This is a genomic window from Myxococcus faecalis, from assembly GCF_050039385.1.
Classification (GTDB): domain Bacteria; phylum Myxococcota; class Myxococcia; order Myxococcales; family Myxococcaceae; genus Myxococcus; species Myxococcus fulvus.
Genome location: NZ_CP144336.1, coordinates 1,826,834 through 1,843,436, shown reverse-complemented (window position 1 = coordinate 1,843,436; position 16,603 = coordinate 1,826,834). Strand labels below are relative to the sequence as shown.

15 protein-coding genes are annotated in these 16,603 nt (G+C 70.0%); 9 read left to right on the top strand and 6 right to left on the bottom strand.

What is annotated here, in order from left to right; translation table 11 throughout:
* Positions 1-176 precede the first annotated feature (176 nt).
* The 5 genes from VZQ01_RS07000 (at position 177) to VZQ01_RS06980 (ending at position 3,834) form a co-directional block, all read left to right on the top strand.
* Positions 177-821, top strand: a complete 645-nt coding sequence (locus tag VZQ01_RS07000) for a deoxynucleoside kinase (protein ID WP_046712230.1) — start codon at positions 177-179, stop codon at positions 819-821.
* 166 nt (positions 822-987) lie between these two features.
* A complete protein-coding gene (gene panB, locus VZQ01_RS06995; RefSeq protein ID WP_223748790.1) occupies positions 988-1,908 on the top strand; it encodes a 3-methyl-2-oxobutanoate hydroxymethyltransferase in 921 nt (306 codons plus the stop codon).
* Between the two features lie 3 nt (positions 1,909-1,911).
* Positions 1,912-2,766, top strand: coding sequence for a pantoate--beta-alanine ligase (gene panC, locus VZQ01_RS06990; RefSeq protein ID WP_223784924.1), 855 nt, complete (start codon positions 1,912-1,914; stop codon positions 2,764-2,766).
* A 16-nt stretch (positions 2,767-2,782) separates the two neighbouring features.
* A complete protein-coding gene (gene smpB / locus VZQ01_RS06985) occupies positions 2,783-3,271 on the top strand; it encodes an SsrA-binding protein SmpB (protein WP_141330392.1) in 489 nt (162 codons plus the stop codon).
* 35 nt (positions 3,272-3,306) lie between these two features.
* Complete coding sequence (locus tag VZQ01_RS06980; RefSeq protein WP_223748792.1) at positions 3,307-3,834, top strand: ClpXP protease specificity-enhancing factor SspB; 528 nt, start codon at positions 3,307-3,309, stop codon at positions 3,832-3,834.
* A gap of 270 nt (positions 3,835-4,104) precedes the next feature.
* On the opposite strand, the gene VZQ01_RS06975 is transcribed toward VZQ01_RS06980, so the two are convergent.
* From VZQ01_RS06975 to VZQ01_RS06950, 6 genes are all read right to left on the bottom strand, one after another.
* Positions 4,105-6,093, bottom strand: a complete 1,989-nt coding sequence (locus VZQ01_RS06975) for a protein kinase domain-containing protein (RefSeq protein ID WP_426747289.1) — start codon at positions 6,091-6,093, stop codon at positions 4,105-4,107.
* 28 nt (positions 6,094-6,121) lie between these two features.
* Complete coding sequence (locus VZQ01_RS06970) at positions 6,122-6,460, bottom strand: DUF971 domain-containing protein (protein ID WP_141330386.1); 339 nt, start codon at positions 6,458-6,460, stop codon at positions 6,122-6,124.
* A 72-nt stretch (positions 6,461-6,532) separates the two neighbouring features.
* Positions 6,533-8,242: an HD domain-containing phosphohydrolase gene (locus VZQ01_RS06965; RefSeq protein WP_426747287.1), complete on the bottom strand. Its 1,710-nt coding sequence runs from the start codon at positions 8,240-8,242 to the stop codon at positions 6,533-6,535.
* 19 nt (positions 8,243-8,261) lie between these two features.
* Complete coding sequence (locus VZQ01_RS06960) at positions 8,262-9,155, bottom strand: peptidoglycan-binding protein LysM (RefSeq protein WP_426747286.1); 894 nt, start codon at positions 9,153-9,155, stop codon at positions 8,262-8,264.
* On the bottom strand, positions 9,152-9,601 hold the full coding sequence (locus tag VZQ01_RS06955) for a FecR domain-containing protein (protein WP_194869416.1): 450 nt from the start codon (positions 9,599-9,601) through the stop codon (positions 9,152-9,154). The genes VZQ01_RS06960 and VZQ01_RS06955 overlap by 4 nt, the downstream gene beginning before the upstream one ends.
* Before the next feature lie 36 nt (positions 9,602-9,637).
* Entirely contained in the window at positions 9,638-10,441 is an 804-nt protein-coding gene (locus tag VZQ01_RS06950; RefSeq protein WP_248544943.1) for a carbon-nitrogen hydrolase family protein, read from the bottom strand.
* A 209-nt stretch (positions 10,442-10,650) separates the two neighbouring features.
* Between VZQ01_RS06950 and rimP the strand changes: the two genes are divergently transcribed.
* From rimP to infB, 4 genes are all read left to right on the top strand, one after another.
* Positions 10,651-11,136 carry a ribosome maturation factor RimP gene (gene rimP / locus VZQ01_RS06945; protein WP_046712241.1) on the top strand — a complete coding sequence of 162 codons (486 nt, stop codon included), beginning with the start codon at positions 10,651-10,653 and terminating at the stop codon, positions 11,134-11,136.
* A 60-nt stretch (positions 11,137-11,196) separates the two neighbouring features.
* The gene (nusA, locus tag VZQ01_RS06940) at positions 11,197-12,897 is read left to right on the top strand and encodes a transcription termination factor NusA (RefSeq protein WP_141330376.1); all 1,701 of its coding nucleotides are present in this window, start codon (positions 11,197-11,199) and stop codon (positions 12,895-12,897) included.
* Between the two features lie 80 nt (positions 12,898-12,977).
* A complete protein-coding gene (locus tag VZQ01_RS06935) occupies positions 12,978-13,196 on the top strand; it encodes a YlxR family protein (RefSeq protein WP_141330374.1) in 219 nt (72 codons plus the stop codon).
* A 137-nt stretch (positions 13,197-13,333) separates the two neighbouring features.
* Positions 13,334-16,531 carry a translation initiation factor IF-2 gene (gene infB / locus VZQ01_RS06930; protein WP_426748936.1) on the top strand — a complete coding sequence of 1,066 codons (3,198 nt, stop codon included), beginning with the start codon at positions 13,334-13,336 and terminating at the stop codon, positions 16,529-16,531.
* Positions 16,532-16,603: the final 72 nt, after the last annotated feature.

Genomic DNA, 16,603 nt, shown 5'->3' with positions numbered 1-16,603 from the left:
CAGCGTCAAGCGAGCCCTGGGATTCCCGCCGCCACCCCGGGCATGGAAAAATCGCCGGACCCCGGTGCCCAGGTTGTGTTATCCGCGCCCCCACGCGTGGCCCCGCGACCTGTTTTCCCAGGTGGAGAATCACCGGGGCCTCATCGCGCGTTTTCCGGGTCGGGAGGCCTCGGCGGATGGACTACCGGTACATCGTGGTCGAGGGGCCCATTGGCGTCGGCAAGACGAGCCTCTCCAACATCCTCTCCGAGCGGCTGAGCGCGCGACGCGTGCTCGAGGTCGTGGAGGAGAACCCCTTCCTGTCCAGCTTCTACACGGACCGGCAGAAGTTCGGCTTCCAGACGCAGATCTTCTTCCTCTTGTCGCGCTTCCGGCAGCAGCAGGAGCTCTTCCAGCAGGACCTGTTCCGCTCGGTCACGGTCAGCGACTACCTGTTCGCCAAGGACCGCATCTTCGCCCACCTCAACCTGGACGCCCACGAGCTCGCCCTCTACGAGCGCGTCTTCGAGGCGCTCGGGCCCCGCGTCACCAAGCCCGACGTCGTCGTCTACCTCCAGGCCCGCCTCGACGTGCTGCTGCAACGCATCAAGAAGCGCGGCCGCGAGTTCGAGCGCAAGTTCGACTCCGGCTACCTGGAGGGGCTGGTCCACGCGTACAACAACTTCTTCTTCCACTACACGGAGACGCCGCTCCTCGTGGTGGACACCTCGGACATTGATTTCGTGAATAACGAGGCGGACCGGGAAGACCTGTTGGCGGCCATCCGCAAGGCGAAGCCGGGGACGCAGCACTACCTGCCCAAGGCGTCGCGGCGTCCCTGAAATCGGCCTCCCGACGGGTCGCCCGCTTGTTGAGGCCCCACGGCCGGGGCGAGGGCGTTAGAGTGCGGGGGTCGGCTTCGAAGCTTCCGGCGATCCCTGACGGGACGGCGAGGGGCCCGGGGTCGGCACTTTGCCGTATCCACCCTCACCCAACAGGAGGTGAACCGTGAAGGACAAGGTCACCATCCATTCGCTGAAGCGCCTGAAGCAGATCGGCCAGAAGATCTGCATGGTCACCGCGTACGACGCCACGTTCGCCCACATCCTCGACCAGTCGGGCGCGGACGTGCTGCTCATCGGTGACTCGTTGGGCATGGTCATCCAGGGCCATGACTCCACGCTGCCCGTGACGATGGACCAGATGGTCTACCACTCGGCGGCGGTGGCTCGCGGAACGAAGCGCGCCCACGTCGTGGCCGACCTGCCCTTCATGAGCTACCAGGTGTCCGTCCAGGAGGCGGTCCGCAACGCGGGCAGGCTCATCTCCGAGGGTGGCGCGGGCAGCGTGAAGCTGGAGGGCGGCGCGGAGTTCGCGGACACGGTGCGCGCCATCGTCCGCGCGAGCATCCCCGTCATGGGCCACCTGGGCCTGACGCCCCAGTCGGTGCACAAGATGGGCGGCTATGTCGTCCAGGGGCGCGACGAGGACCAGGCGCGGCAGCTCGTGGAGGACGCGCTCGCGCTGGAGGCCGCGGGGGCCTACGCGCTGGTGCTGGAGGGCGTGCCGCTGGAGCTGGCGCGCACGATTACGCAGAAGCTGAGCATCCCCGTCATCGGCATCGGCGCGGGTCGTCACTGCGACGGGCAGGTGCTGGTCTGCTACGACCTCTTGGGGATGAACCCGGACTTCAAGCCCAAGTTCGTCAAGCGCTACGCGGACCTGCACGGCTCCATCACCGGCGCCGCCCAGGTCTACTTCGACGAGGTCCGCCAGGGCGCGTTCCCGGACGACGACCACTCGTTCAAGGCGACCAAGACGCTGCGCGCCGTGGCGCCCGCGGTCCCCGTGCCCGGCCCGCGCGCCGAGGTGCCGGTGGCGGCCGAGGGTGAGGAGAAGATCGGCCCCGTCTACGGAATCCCGGTCTAGCGCATGGCGCCCGCCGTCCTGCGAACCGTGGAGGAAGTGAAGGCGTGGGCGGCGGGTCTTGCCCGTGAGGGGCGCCGGCTCGCGCTGGTGCCCACCATGGGCTACCTGCACGAAGGGCACCTCTCGCTCATCCGCGAGGGGCGCCGTCGTGCCGACGTGGTGGCCGTGTCCATCTTCGTCAACCCCACCCAGTTCGGGCCCAAGGAGGACCTCTCGCGCTACCCGCGCGACTTCGAGGGAGACCTGACGAAGTGTGGCGAGGCCGGAGCGGACGTCGTCTTCGCGCCCACGCCCGAGGTCATGTACCCCCCGGGCTATCAGACGTACGTCGAGGTGACGGAGGTGAGCCAGGGGCTGTGTGGCGAGCGGCGCCCGGGACACTTCCGGGGCGTGGCCACCATCGTCACGCAGCTGCTCGCGCTCTTCCGGCCGGCCGTCGCGCTCTTCGGGGAGAAGGACTACCAGCAGCTGCAGGTCATCAAGGCCTTCAACCGGGATTTGCACCTGGGCGTGGACATCGTCGGAATGCCGACGGTCCGCGAGCCCGACGGGCTGGCGATGAGCAGCCGCAATGCCTACTTGTCCACCGAGGAGCGGCAGCGGGCGCTGTCCCTGTCGCGAGGACTGCGGGCGGCGCTCACCCTTCTTCACGGAGGCACGCGGGATGCCGTGGCCCTGACGGGTGCTGTGCGGCACGAATTGGCCGCGGCGGGCCTGCGCGAGGATTACGTCGCGCTGGTGGATGCCGAGCGCCTGACTCCGCTGGACGTGGTAACGCCGGGGCGGGCTGCTCGCCTGCTCGTGGCGGCCTTCAGCGGCAACACACGCCTCATCGACAACATGGCATTGGGCGGTTAGGAGACCCACGACACGTATGGCATCGGGTGGAAAGTCGAAGGGGCCGGCGGGCGGCGAACAGGTCAGGCTCATCGCCGAGAATCGGCGTGCGCGCTTCGACTACACCGTGGACGAGAAGGTGGAAGCCGGCCTGGAGCTGACGGGAAGCGAGGTGAAGTCGCTGCGTGACGGGGTGGCCAATCTCTCGGACGCGTATGCCCTGCCCAAGGGGAGCGAGCTGTTCCTGCTCAATGCCCACATCGGTTCCTACAAGTCCGCCAGCGTGTTCGACCATCTGCCCACACGCGGCCGGAAGCTGCTGATGCACCGGGCGGAAATCGACCGGTGGACCACGAAGGTGCGGGAGCGTGGGTATTCCATCATCCCGCTGATGCTGTATTTCAAGAAGGGGCGCGCGAAGGTGGAGCTCGGGTTGTGTCGGGGCAAGACACACGAGGACCGGCGCCAGGACATCAAGGAGCGGGAGACGAAGCGAGAGATGGACCGGGCCGTGCGCCGACGCTGACGTGGCGCGCCCGAATTTCTCTTCGCCGTACACCGATGGACGACAAGAAGGATTTGGACAAGAAGGAGCGGCTGCTCGCCTCGCTGGACCAGGGGATGGTGATGATCCACCTGGACGCGCGCAGGCCCGGTGTGCTCGTTCCCGCTTCATTGCGAGGAGAGGCGCACCTGCGCCTCAACCTCTCGTATCGCTTCGACCCGCCGGACCTCACGGTGGGCGAGTGGGGCGTGCGCTGCACGCTGAGCTTCTCGGGTTCGCGGTTCAAGGTGGCGGTGCCGTGGTCGGCGCTGTTCGCCATCGCCAGCCACGTGACGAAGGAGTCGTGGATGTACATGGAGGACATGCCCCCGGAACTGCTCCAGCAGCCGGTGGCGGCGCGTCCTCAGCCGCAGCCGGTGCCGGTGGCCTCGGAGCGTCCGCGCACCTTCCTGCGTGAGGTGCCCGCGGAGCCGGTGGCCGAGGAAGCCCCGGTCGCCGCGCCGCCGCCTCCGGAGGTGACTCCCGAGGGGCCGAAGGATGACTCTCCGCCGCCGCGTCGGGGGCACCTGCGTCTGGTGAAGTGACGACCGGAGGGGGCCACGTTCCAGGTGGCCCGCTTCGGACCCGGCTGCTTCCCTCGAAGTACGGACTCCTCCGCGCGCGACTCGACAGCAGCGGGGCCACACGTGCGGCTCACCGCTGCGGCGTTGCCTCAAGCCGCGAGAACTCACCTTCGAGTGCCGTGCCGCGAGCGGCCACCCGTGCGGTGTGCGGCTTACCGCTGAGCGTCACTTCGAGCCGCCCGCTCCTGCGTCCGAGGACCGTGCCTTGCGGCGGGCGGCCACCCATGTGGCTCACTTCTGGAGCGTCGCCTCGAGCCGCGCAGGCTCGCCTCCGGGGAAGGTGCCCTTCCACGGACGATAGCCCTTGAGCCGCACCTGCACGGCGACGGGGCCCTCGGGGTAGAGGTTGTCGAGCGCCAGCGGCGTCGTGCCCACCGGCTTGTCGCCAATCAACACCGTCGCGCCCGAGGGCTCGCTCGTGAGCATGAGCACGGGAGGAGGCATGGGGCGGTTGACGCTCGCCATGAGGCGATTCGTGACGGTGGTGCGGTGCGGCCACAGCCACACGCTGCCGCCCACGGCAAAGGCCACGCCCATGAGCAGGACCAGGCGACGTCCCCAGCGCCGAGGCGCCGCGGAGGCGGGGACCTCATCCCAGGTGCTCTCGGGACGAGGAGCCCGCTCCTCGAGCTCCAGTGAATCACCTCGCGCCTGCGTCACGCTGGGCGCCGAAGGGCGACGAGGCGCGGCGTCGATGCTGTCCGCGAGTGACGAGGTGGTGGTGTCCGCGCCGCTCGAAGCAGGTCCGGCACCGCGAGCATTCCTGGCAGGCGCGGCCAGCGCACTGGCACCCCGGAGCGAGCCCGAAGGCGTGTCTCCGGGAGCCACCTGACGTGAGGTGTCCGAGGCGCCGGGTGTCAGTGGCGCGCGGCCATCCACGGCCGGGGCTTCATCGTCCGCGGCGAGTAAGGCCCCCTGAGGTGCGAAGGGAGACTCCACGGAGGTGTCGAAGGCCCCCGGAGTCGGCGGCGCGAGCCGCTCGGCACAGACGGAGCAGGGCGCGCGCGCCGCGGACAGGAGCGAGCCACACCGCACGCAGCGATGCAGGAGCCGCCCGCTCGAACTCATCTCGATGCCCGCGGGCCCCGCCGCCTCGTCCTCCTCCGAGTCCATCGCATCCAGCGCCCGCGAATCCTCATTTCCAGGCGGTGCCCCGGTTCCCGCCGATGCACCCCGAGCGAGCGCCTCCGCGAGGGGCCCCATGCGCGTCGGCGCCGAGTGCGCGGAAGGGTCGTTCGTGGCGGGGCGCAGGCTCGCGCTCGGACGCGACGGTGATGCACCACTCTTCGACCCCGCTCCTCCAGCCTTCTCCCTCAGCGTGGGAGGAGGTGGCAGGGCCTCGAGGAACGCGGTGAGTCCCTGCGCGCTCGCGGGTTCCCCCGTCTGCGCCAGCCACCTCGCGAGCACCTCCCCGAGGGCCTCGGGCGTGGGGAAGCGGGCCTCGGGCGCGCGGGCGAGCATGCGCCGCACGATGTCCGCGAGGGACGCGGGAACCTCGGGAGGCAGTGGCGGCACGTCGCGCGACACGATGGCCAGCGCGACGGAGCCTCCCGACTCCGTGGTGGACGAGAACGGATGTGCGCCCGTGAGCAGCTCATGGAGCACGAGCCCCAGGGAGAACTGGTCACTCAACATGGTGGCGGGCTGGCCCTGGAGGACCTCGGGAGCGCTGTAGGCCTCCTTGCCCTTGAAGTGGCCGGGCGCGGTGTGGGACGCGCCGCTCAGCCGGGCGATGCCGAAGTCCGTCACCTTCACCTCGCCCTCGCGGGACACGAGGATGTTGGACGGCGACACGTCCCTGTGGGCCATGAGCAACGGCCGCCCCTCGTGGAGCTTGCGGTAGGCGTGGTGCAGCCCCGCGAGCACGTGGAGCGCGATGTGCGCGGCCAGGTGCGGCGGGAAGCGGCGCCCCAGCTTCGAGGTCTGGCGCAGCAGCACGCCCAGGTCCCACCCGTCCACCAGCTCCATCACCAGGAAGAGCCCCGAGGCGCTCTGGGCCACGTCGAACACGGTGGCGATGTTCTGGTGTTGCAACAGCGTGGCGAGTCGGGCCTCGGCCAGGAACATCCGCGCGATGTCGGGCTCCTGGGCCAGGTGGGGGAGGATGCGCTTGATGGCGACGGTGCGCTCGAAGCCCTCGGCGCCCTTCGCCACGCCGAGGAAGAGCTCCGCCATGCCGCCGGTGGCCAGGGGACTGACGAGCCGATAGCGTTCGTTCACGAGGAGTCGCTCCGGGCTCGTGGGCCCTTCAGGAGATGGGCTGCGTGACTTCTCGCAGGAGCTTCCAGGGGTAGATGCCGGTGGTGTGCCCGTCGCTGAAGTTGAACGCCAGCGCGTAGTTGCCCACCGGCTGCAGCTGCTTCACGCGCAGGTCCGCGGGCACCTTCGTCTGGTCCAGCGTGCGTTGGTTCGTCCACTCGTCCACGCAGGCCGCGCACGGGCACTGCTGGCGCAGCAGCTGCGCGGTGGCGGCGCTCCGGGCACCGTCATCCCACGTCAGCTCCAGGCGGGAGCCGTCCGGAGACAGGCGGGTGTCCGTCGCGGTGGCGGCGGGAGTCGAGGGCTTGATGCGGTCCCAGAAGCTCAACGTTGCACCTTTCAGAAGCTCAACAGCGGTGCGCCCTCCCTACCATCCTTCGGCCTCGGGGAGGCGCGGGACTCACGAGGCCAGCTTGACGGGCTGCCGGTGGCCCTCCAGCCGCACGCCCTTCTTGGCCAGCACCCGTCGCAGCGCGGCCACCACCTGCGGGTCCAACTGCGCGCCCGTGAGGGTGTCCAGGATCTCCATCGCCTTCTCCAGCGGCATGGCCTTCTGGTAGGGGCGCGTCGACGTGCAGGCGTCGAAGGTGTCCGCGCACCCGACGATGCGGGCGAGCAGGGGGATGTCCTCGCCCTTGAGCCGGTCCGGGTAGCCGGTGCCGTCCCAGCGCTCGTGGTGGTGGCGCACGCACGCGCGCACCGCGCCCAGGAAGCTCACCGGGCCGATGATGGCGTCGCCGATGGCCGGGTGCTCGCGCATGATGGCCATCTCCTGGTCCGTCAGCTTCGTCTGCTTGCAGAGGATGGACTCGACGATGCCAATCTTGCCGATGTCGTGGAGGATGCCGCCGTACTGGAGCTGGCGCAGCTCGCGCTCGGTGAGGTTGAGCTCCCGGCCAATCTCCACCGCCACGTCGCCCACCCGCTGGCTGTGACCGCGCGTGTACGCGTCCTTCGAGTCGATGGAGTTGGCCAGCGCGACGATGGTCTCCAGGTAGCCCTTCTCCAGGCTCTCGTAGAGGCCGCGGTTCTCCAGGTCGTACGCGAGCAACTGCTTGCTCATGTAGTTGAACGTCTGGGCCAGCTCCCCGACCTCGTTCTTCTGGGTGATCTTCACCTCGACGCCGAACTTGCCGCGCGCCAGCTCCAACGCGCCCTCGGTGAAGACCTTGAGCGGCCGGGTGAGGGTGCGGGAGAAGAGCGCCGCCAGCACCAGCGCCACCAGGATGGCCGCGCCCAGCCCCAAGAGGATGCGCCGCTCCATCGTCTCCACCTGGTGATAGGCGTGCTCCACGGGTTGCTCGGAGATGATGGCCCAGCCTGTCTCCGGGAGCACCGTGTACGCGGCCACCACCGCGTCGCGCCCCTCGCCGAAGTTGCCCACGTGGAACAGCTCCGCGTCGGGCGTGGTGGCCAGCTGTTGCAGCAGGTGGGCCACGGGGCTTCGCTGCGAGACGTCTCCGCCCAGCGCGCCCACGCCGCCTCCGCCCACGATGAGGCGCCCGCGGCGGTCCGTCAGGTACGCGAAGCCGGTGCTGCCCACGCGCTCCTGCTCGAGCATCTGCCGCAGCCCCGACAGCGACAGGTCCGCGGAGATGAAGCCCTTGACGGGCTCCCCCACGGAGAATGCCACCGTCACGAAGGGCCCGGCTCCATTCGGGGCCACGACGACGTCCGAGTAGCGCAAAGTCTCCATGCCGCTCTCGAGCAGCCCCCGGCCCCGCTCCTCGTGCGAGGCGAGCGCGGTGGGGGACACGTCATGCCGAGAGAAGGCCTGCAGCCCGGGCAGCCGCTTGCCGTCCGGACCGAAGACGGTGATGGCCAGCACCTCGCGGCGCTGTGAGAGCACCGCTCCCAGGTGCATCTGCTGCGCCTCGGTGGGCAGCGAGAAGAAGTTCGGCACGCGGGCCAGGCCCAGCACCGCGTCGGTGGGCTCGCCCAGGAAGTTCTCGGCCTTGAGCCGCAACTGCTTCACGCGCTCCTGCGCCAGCTCCTGGGCGTCGCGCACCAGCAGCTCGCGCGTATGGGAGACGGAGAGCCAGCCCACCATGAGGGTCGGGACGATGCTGACCACCAGCATCAAGAGGAGCATGGCTTTGAACAGGCGCACGGCGCGACTCCTCCAGCAACTACTCCCACGGCCCCGAACGGACCCTGACGGAGATGTTCTCGACCAGTTCGAACCGCCGCGCCCCGGAGGGCTCCGACCGGCCCGAGGCGCTCACGGCTCTCACCGTCCACCGATACCGTCCCGCCGGCAGCCGCGGCAGCTTCAGCTCGGCCACGGTGGAGGACAGGGTGAGCACGTTGGCGCCCGGCGCCTCCCGCGACACCTCGACCTCATAACGCTCGACGCCCGGCTGCGCCGCCCAGGAGAGCTTCACGGGCCCCAGGCCCACGCCCTTCGTGTCCGCCGGGTATTCGAGCCGCGCGCCCTCCGCGGGCTTCTCGGGCTGGGGCACGCTCGGCGGAGGGAGGGAAGGCGGACGCCCCTTCTCCACGAGCACCGTCTCGCCGGGGGCGACGGGGAGGGTGACGCCCTCGGCCTCCACGCGCACCGGTGGGCCCCGGGTGACGCTGACGGTGGTGGTGCCCGCGTCGGGCTCCACCTGGACACTGAAGGTAGAGGGCTGGGGCGCATGCCGCTGCGCCACCAGCGTGCCCGCGGCGTTGGCCGCCTCGGAGGCCTGCGCGTAACGCGCGGTGCGGAAGTGCACCTCCGCCTCCTTCAGACGGGTCTCCGCCTCCGCCGGTCCACCCGCGCTCCGGGCCCGGGCCACCAGCGTGCGCGCCGTCTCCAGCGCCTTGAGCGCCAGCGCCCGCTCCTGACCGGGCAGCTTCAGCCGCGTGCCGGGGGAGACCGCATCCGAGGACAGCGCGTTGAGCGCGCGCAGCTCCGCGGTGGCGCTCGCGTCTCCCAGGGCGCGCTCGGCCACGTCGCGCAGCGACTCCTGGGGCCCCACCACGGTGGTGTCGGGAGGCGCGGCGCACAGCCACGCGAACAGGAACAGGGTCGTCCTCATTGGAAGACAATCTCCCTTCCCGCCTGGATGGTGGCCCCGGGCGTGGTGACGGATATCGAGTGCTCGGCGGGCTTCGGCAGCTCCGTGTCGATGCGGCCGCGCAGCACCGTGAGGTCCGTGCGCGAGCGCCCCGGTCTGGGCCGCGTCTCGGCGATGCCGATGAGCGAGTCACCGCCCAGGTGCACCGTGCTGCCGTTGGCCGTGAAGACCAGGTCCGCGCCCGCGCCCGCCTCGGTGCGGACCTTGTCGTTCTCGAACAGGGGCACGCCGTCGCTGGCGGTGCTCCACTCGTCGGCCGTGGCGCGCTTGAGCTGGACGTTGCCCTTCAGTCCCCGCAGGTGCGCGCGCGGCACGGGCGCCGGCGCGAGCGTCGCCGCGGGCATGGCGGGCGCATCCTCGGCGGTGCAGCCGAGCGGTGATGCCGGGAGCGCGAGCACGAGCAGCATGGGGAGCCAGGGTCGACCATTCACGAGAATCCCAGGCTAATCCAATCGGCGGTGTCGCAGGCAGGGCAGGTCGCGTCGGATTCGCGCCAGGAGCGCCGGGTCGACCGGCGCCACGGCCAGTCCCTCGCCCTCCGAGGCGCGCGCCGTCACCAGCCCCCACGGGTCCACCACCATGGCGTGGCCATACGTGAGCCGCTGCGCCGAGTGTCGGCCTCCCTGCGCGGGCGCCAGCACGTACGCCTGGTTCTCGATGGCCCGGGCCCGCAGCAGCACCTCCCAGTGGTCCTTCCCGGTCATCATCGTGAACGCCGCCGGGACGGCCAGCAGCGTGGCCCCGTCCTTCGACAGCCGCCGGTACAGCTCCGGGAAGCGCAGGTCGTAGCAGATGGACATCCCCAGCCGGCCCACCGGGGTATCCGCCGCGACCACCTCCGTCCCCGGCGCCACCGCCGCGGACTCCTGGTAGGTCGCACCGTCACCCACCTCCACGTCGAACAGGTGCATCTTGCGGTAGACGCCCAGCCGCTCACCCTCCGGGCCGAACAGGACGCTGGTGTTGTAGAGCCGACCGCCGGGGGCCCCCGCCTCCAGGACGCTGCCGGACAGGAGTGTCACGCGCAGCTCCCGGGCCAGCTGGGCCATGCGGGACAGGGTGGGGCCCTCGAGCGTCTCGGCGGCGCCGGGGCGCTCGGCCTCGGGGCCCATCCAGGCGAAGTTCTCTGGCAGTCCCACCAGCCGGGCGCCCAGCTCACTGGCCCGTCGGACCAGCCGGGTGGCGACTTCCAGGTTGTGGGCCTTGTCGGCGGTGGACACCATCTGGGCGGCGGCGATGAGGTGCATGGGCCCGTTATAACGCCCGTGCCGGGCGCGGAACCCCTGGGAATTCCTGGCCCTGTTGGGCAGGTTTCAAGGGGCCCTAGAGGGAGCGTCCTTCCTTTACACCCCTCTGGGGGGTGTGTTACGGACGCGCCCGACATTTTTCGATGTGCACCTCGAAAAGTGGGCCGCCGTGCCCGCTTTTCGCGTTTTTGGAGTCTGGTTTCCCGGTTATGTCGGAGAAGAACCTCAAGCAGACGGTGGAGGAGCGGGCGAGCGCGGTGCTCGACCCCATCGTTGCGGGCGAGGGCCTGGAGCTCGTGGACCTGGAGTTCGTCCGGGAACGCGAAGGGTGGGTGCTGCGGCTCTTCATCGACAAGCCAGGGGGACGGGTGGGACTGGACGAGTGCAGTCAGGTTTCCCGCGCGGTGGACCCCATGCTGGACGTGGAGGACTTCATTCCCCACGAGTACAGCCTGGAGGTCTCCAGCCCTGGTGTGGACCGGCCGCTGAAGAAGCCGGCGCACTTCGAGCGGGTGGTCGGTCAGCGGGTGAAGGTGAAGACCTTCGGACCGTTGGGCGAGCCGCCGCGCAAGAACTTCGCCGGCAAGCTGGCCGGGGTGGCGGGCGACGGCATCTCGGTGGAGGTGGAAGGCGCCGGAACCTTCCACATCCTCTTCAAGGACATCGCGAAGGCGAACCTGGAGTTCGAGTTCTAGACGTCGACATACAGGGCACCCTGCCGCGCGGGGGGCCCGTGGCCCATTCAGGAGAAGACCATGCCCACGCAGCAAGCCAACCCGAGCGTCAACCTCAACCTCGTCCTGGACCAGGTCGCCAAGGACAAGGGCATCGACCGGGCTGTGCTGATTGCCACCCTCGAGGATGCGATGAAGACCGCGGCCAAGAAGCACTTTGGCCAGGACCGCAACCTCGAGGCCAAGTACGACCCCGAGAAGGGCGTGGTGGAGCTGTTCCAGGCCATCACCGTGGTGGAGGAGATCACCGACCCCGTGCAGGCGGTGAACCAGATCACCCTCGGTGAGTCCCACAAGAAGGGCATGGAGGTGGAGCCCGGCGACGAGCTCGTCTTCCAGATCTTCTACCGGGACGAGGACGCCAACGAGGCCAAGGCCCAGGACGACCAGTACGGCGACATCCTGCGCCTGAAGACCTTCCGCCGCGGCTTCGGCCGCATCGCGGCGCAGACGGCCAAGCAGGTCATCCTGCAGCGCACCCGCGACGCCGAGCGCGAGAACGTCTTCAACGAGTACAAGGACCGCAAGAACGAGATCGTCACCGGCATCGCCCGCCGGTTCGAGCGCGGCAACATCATCGTGGACCTGGGCCGCGCCGAGGCCGTCCTGCCGGTGCGCGAGCAGGTCCCGCGTGAGACGTACCGCCCGGGCGACCGCGTCCAGGCCTACGTGCTGGACGTGCTGCGCGAGTCCAAGGGCCCGCAGATCGTCCTGTCCCGCGCGTCGGTGAACCTGCTCACCAAGCTGTTCGAGATGGAGGTGCCCGAGATCGCCGAGGGCATCGTCGTCATCGAGGCCGCCGCGCGCGAGCCGGGTGGCCGCGCGAAGATCGCCGTCTCCAGCCGGGACTCGGACGTGGACCCGGTGGGCGCGTGCGTGGGCATGAAGGGCAGCCGCGTGCAGGCGGTGGTGCAGGAGCTGCGCGGGGAGAAGATCGACATCGTCCCGTACGACGAGGACCCGGCGCGCTTCGTGTGCTCGGCCCTGGCCCCCGCGGAGGTCAGCCGCGTCATCATCGACGAGGCCAATCACGCCATGGAGCTCATCGTCCCGGACGACCAGCTCAGCCTGGCCATCGGCCGGCGCGGCCAGAACGTGCGCCTGGCGGCCCAGCTGACGGGCTGGAAGCTGGACATCAACAGCGAGAGCCGCGTGCGGGAGATGCGCGAGTTCGCCAACCGCTCGCTGGGCGCGCTGCCGGGCGTCAACGAGATGCTGGTGGAGACGCTCTACGCGCACGGCTTCCGCCAGGCCCGCGACGTGGCCGAGGCCAACGCCGAGGTGCTGGCGCAGATCCCCGGCGTGGACCCCGCCCGCATCCCCTCCATGCAGGAGGCCGCCCGGAAGCGGATGGTCGAAGACCAGGCGGAGCTGTCCCGCATGGATTATGAAAGGGAGCAGGCCCGCATCGCCGAGGCGCGCCGCCACCCCGACGAGCTGAACCAGTCCGAGCGGATGGCGCGCGTGCGCGGCGTTGGCGAGAAGACCATCGAGCAGCTGCAGTCGTCCGGCTACCGCACGGTGGAGGACATCGCCAACGAGAAGGACCTCGCGAAGCTGGGCGACGTCCCGGGTGTGGGCATCAAGAAGGCCCGCCAGCTCAAGAGCGCGGCGGAGAACTACCTTGTGGAGGAGGCCAAGCTGCGCGCGGAGCTGAACGCCGAGCGCGGTATTTCGGCGGCGACCCTGGACGGTGGCGCGGAAGCCACCAAGTCGCCGTAAGCTAGAAGAGGAGAGGGGACGTGGGGCGCCCGACTGGCCGCTCGGAGCCAGCAGCAAGCGCGGAGTCAGGCCCGGTCCGGATGTGCGTCGGATGCGGGTCCAAGCGACCGCAAGCAGAGCTCACCCGGTTCGTGGTAGGCCCCGGGGGCGCCATCGTGGTGGACAGGGAGCGGCGGCTGCCCGGACGGGGCGCCTACCTGTGCGGTGTCGGTTGCATGACGGCAGCGCTGAAGCGGAAGGCATTTGCAAGGGCCTTTCGCGGGAAGGCGGGGTTGTTAGACCCGTCGCAGCTCGGGTAGGCAGAGCAGCCTGCGCCATGAGGGCGGAGGGGTGTTGGGGGGGAGTGGGTGTTAAGGACCACTCGCACACATTTTCGGGTTTGAGCTAGGGTGCTGCGCCCCGGAGTCGCCGGGTGTGGCAGGCCAACAAGGGCAATATGTCGAAGAAGCGCGTCCACGAAATCGCCAAGGAGCTCAAGGGCCACGGCATTGAGCTCGACAACAAGGAGGTCGTAAACGAGCTGTCCGCGCTCGGGTACGACGTCAAGAGCCATTCGTCCTCCCTCGATGACGACCAGGCGACCGCCGCCGTCCAGAAGATCCTGGACAAGCGCAAGCCGAAGCAGGCCGCGCCCCCCGTGACGGCGAAGGGGTTCGTGGTGCGCCGCAAGGTGGGCCCCCCCGCCGGCGCGTCGGGTGACGCGGGCATGGAGTCCCAGTCGGCTGACGCCGGGTACGAAGGTGTGCCCGAGTCCCTGCCGCCCGAGGCTCCGCCCCAGGCCCCAAGCCACACCATCGAAGCGGCCCCGCCGACCGTCGAGGAGCCCCCTCGCCACGTCGAGCCGCCCGCGCCCGCCGTCGAGTCGGCCCCCGCCCCCGTGGCGGAGGCGGCTCCCGTCGCCGCCGCGCCCGTGACTCCGCCCGCCTCCACGGTGGCCGAGCCGCCCGCGCCCGTCGCATCCCCTGTCACAGCCGAGGCTCCCAAGGCCCCGGTCGAGGCGCCTCGTGCGCCTGTCGCCCCTCCCGCTGCCGCCGCGCAGCCTCGTCCCCCTTCTCAGGAGAGTACCCACTTGCCCCAACCCCCTCCGCGCTCGCCGGTTCCGCCGACTGTCCGGACGCCTTCCTCCCCGTCTTCGTCCGCGACCGTCGTGTCCCGAGGCCCCGCGCCGGGCTACGGGCAGCGGAGCGGTCCTCCGGGCAATCGCCCGGGTGGGCCCGGTGGTCCGGGTGGACGTCCCGGGGGGCCGGGCGGTCCGGGTGGACGTCCCGGCGGCCCGGGCGGTCCCGGTGGTGGGCGTCCGGGTGGTCCCGGCGGTCCGGGGGGGCGTCCCGGTGGCCCGGGGGGTCGTCCGAGCTATCCGTCGTATCAGGGCCAGGGCGCGCGTCCCGGCCAGGGTCCGGTGCGTCCCAGCACGTCTCCGACGGCGCAGGCCTCGGCCGGCGGCACCGCCGCGCCGCAGGGTCCCACCATCATGGTGGGCGGTGTTCCCCACGCGCAGGTGACCCCCACGGGTGGCCAGGCGCGGCCCACGGCCACGCAGGCCGTCGTCATCTCGCGCCCGCTCATCCAGGTGCGGCGCGTGACGCCCACCGCGGGTCAGGCCAAGCAGTACCCCATGGCGCCGGGCCGCGCGGGCATCCCCGAGCGGCGTGAGTACAAGGTGGTCCCGGACCACCTGGGCCGTGGCCGCGAGCTGGTGGACGTCTCCAAGAACAAGGAGCGGGGCCAGCGCAAGCGCACCAGTGGCGATACGACCAGCGTGTCCAAGCAGGAACTGACGGACATGGTCTGGGGCCGCGTCACCATCCCCATCCGTGGCAAGAAGCGCAAGCCCACGAAGAAGGGCGCCAAGACGCAGATCACCCAGATGGCCGAGGAGAAGAAGGTCATCAAGCTGCAGGAGGGCATCTCGGTGTCCGACCTGGGCCAGCGCATGGGTGTGCGCACCGCGGAGATCATCAAGAAGCTGATGGGCCAGGGGAAGATGGCCACGGCGAACCAGATGGTGGACGCCGACACCGCCGAAATCCTCGCCACCGACTACGGGTGGAAGGTCGAGCGCGTGGGCTTCGAGGTGGAGGACTACCTGCCCGAGGTGGAGGCCCGTCCCGAGGACGAGCGTCCGCGTCCGCCGGTCGTCACCATCATGGGCCACGTCGACCACGGCAAGACGAGCCTCCTGGACGCCATCCGCAGCGCCAACGTGGCGTCGGGCGAGGCGGGCGGCATCACCCAGCACATCGGCGCGTACAGCATCACCACCGCGCGCGGTGACGTCACCTTCCTGGATACCCCGGGTCACGAGGCCTTCACGTCCATGCGCGCCCGCGGCGCCAACGTGACGGACATCGTGGTGCTGGTGGTGGCCGCCGACGACGGCGTGATGCCGCAGACGGTGGAGGCCATCAAGCACGCGAAGGCGGCCGAGGTGCCCATCGTCGTCGCCATCAACAAGATGGACGTGCCGGGCGCCAACCCGGACCGCGTGAAGAAGGACCTGGCCAACCACGAGCTCACCCCGGAAGAGTGGGGCGGCGACACCATCATGGTGCCCGTGTCGGCCAAGACGAAGCAGAACCTGGACCTGCTGCTGGAGAACCTGGCGCTGCAGGCCGAGGTCCTCGAGCTCACGTCCAACCCGAACCGTCCGTCGGTCGGCGCCATCATCGAGGCCAAGCTGGACCGCGGCCGTGGCCCGGTGGCCACGGTGCTGGTGCAGGAGGGCACGCTCAAGCTGGGTGACGCCGTCGTCACCGGCTCGCACTACGGCCGTGTCCGCGCGATGAACAACAGCCGCGGCGAGCAGGTGAAGGAAGTCAAGCCGGGCTACTGCGCGGAGGTCATCGGCCTGTCCGGTGTCCCCAGCGCGGGCGACGCCATCAACGTGGTGGCGGACGAGAAGGCGGCCAAGCAGATCGCCGAGCACCGCAACATGAAGGAGCGGCAGACCGAGCTGTCCAAGGTCAGCCGCGAGTCCCTGGAGCAGCTGTTCGCCAAGACGAAGGCGGGCGGTGGACCCAAGGAGCTGCGCGTCGTCATCAAGGCGGACGTGCAGGGCTCGGCGGAGGCCGTCAAGCAGGCCGTCCAGAAGCTGTCCACGCACAAGGTCAAGGTGGAGATCGTCCACACGGGCGTGGGCGCCATCACCGAGGGCGACGTGATGCGCGCGGCCGCCTCCAAGGGCGTGGTGCTCGGCTTCAACGTGCACCCGGAGTCCGGCGCGGAGGCCGCGGCCAAGGCGCAGGAAGTCACCCTGCAGAGCTACTCCATCATCTACGAGCTCATCGACGGGGTGCGCACGCAGATGGAGGGCCTGCTGGAGCCCATCCGCACGGAGAAGAAGCTGGGCCGCGCGGAGGTCCGCAACACCTTCAACGTCCCCCGCCTGGGCACCATCGCCGGCGCGGCGGTGCTGGATGGTGTGATGAAGCGCGGCGCCTTCGTGCGCCTCATGCGCGAGAACAAGCAGCTGTTCTCCGGCAAGATGGCGTCGCTGCGTCGCTTCAAGGACGACGTCAAGGAGGTCGCGCAGGGCTTCGAGTGCGGTATCGGCATCGAGAGCTTCAACGACCTCAAGGCCGGCGACATCATCGAGGCCTACGAGATCGAGGAGACCCGGCAGAGCCTCACCTAGTCGTCGCTCGACCGAGTCCTCTTCGCCTCCGGGAAGGCCCCACCTTCCCGGAATGGTTTCGCCCGGGAGACC

Bases quoted from the DNA above. Each gene is read 5' to 3' on its own strand.
- VZQ01_RS07000 (WP_046712230.1), top strand. From the start codon at position 177: ATGGACTACCGGTACATCGTGGTCGAGGGGCCCATTGGCGTCGGCAAG.
- panC (WP_223784924.1), top strand. From the start codon at position 1,912: ATGGCGCCCGCCGTCCTGCGAACCGTGGAGGAAGTGAAGGCGTGGGCG.
- smpB (WP_141330392.1), top strand. From the start codon at position 2,783: ATGGCATCGGGTGGAAAGTCGAAGGGGCCGGCGGGCGGCGAACAGGTC.
- VZQ01_RS06980 (WP_223748792.1), top strand. From the start codon at position 3,307: ATGGACGACAAGAAGGATTTGGACAAGAAGGAGCGGCTGCTCGCCTCG.
- VZQ01_RS06960 (WP_426747286.1), bottom strand. From the start codon at position 9,155: ATGAGGACGACCCTGTTCCTGTTCGCGTGGCTGTGCGCCGCGCCTCCC.
- VZQ01_RS06955 (WP_194869416.1), bottom strand. From the start codon at position 9,601: ATGCTGCTCGTGCTCGCGCTCCCGGCATCACCGCTCGGCTGCACCGCC.
- VZQ01_RS06950 (WP_248544943.1), bottom strand. From the start codon at position 10,441: ATGCACCTCATCGCCGCCGCCCAGATGGTGTCCACCGCCGACAAGGCC.
- rimP (WP_046712241.1), top strand. From the start codon at position 10,651: ATGTCGGAGAAGAACCTCAAGCAGACGGTGGAGGAGCGGGCGAGCGCG.
- nusA (WP_141330376.1), top strand. From the start codon at position 11,197: ATGCCCACGCAGCAAGCCAACCCGAGCGTCAACCTCAACCTCGTCCTG.
- VZQ01_RS06935 (WP_141330374.1), top strand. From the start codon at position 12,978: ATGTGCGTCGGATGCGGGTCCAAGCGACCGCAAGCAGAGCTCACCCGG.
- infB (WP_426748936.1), top strand. From the start codon at position 13,334: ATGTCGAAGAAGCGCGTCCACGAAATCGCCAAGGAGCTCAAGGGCCAC.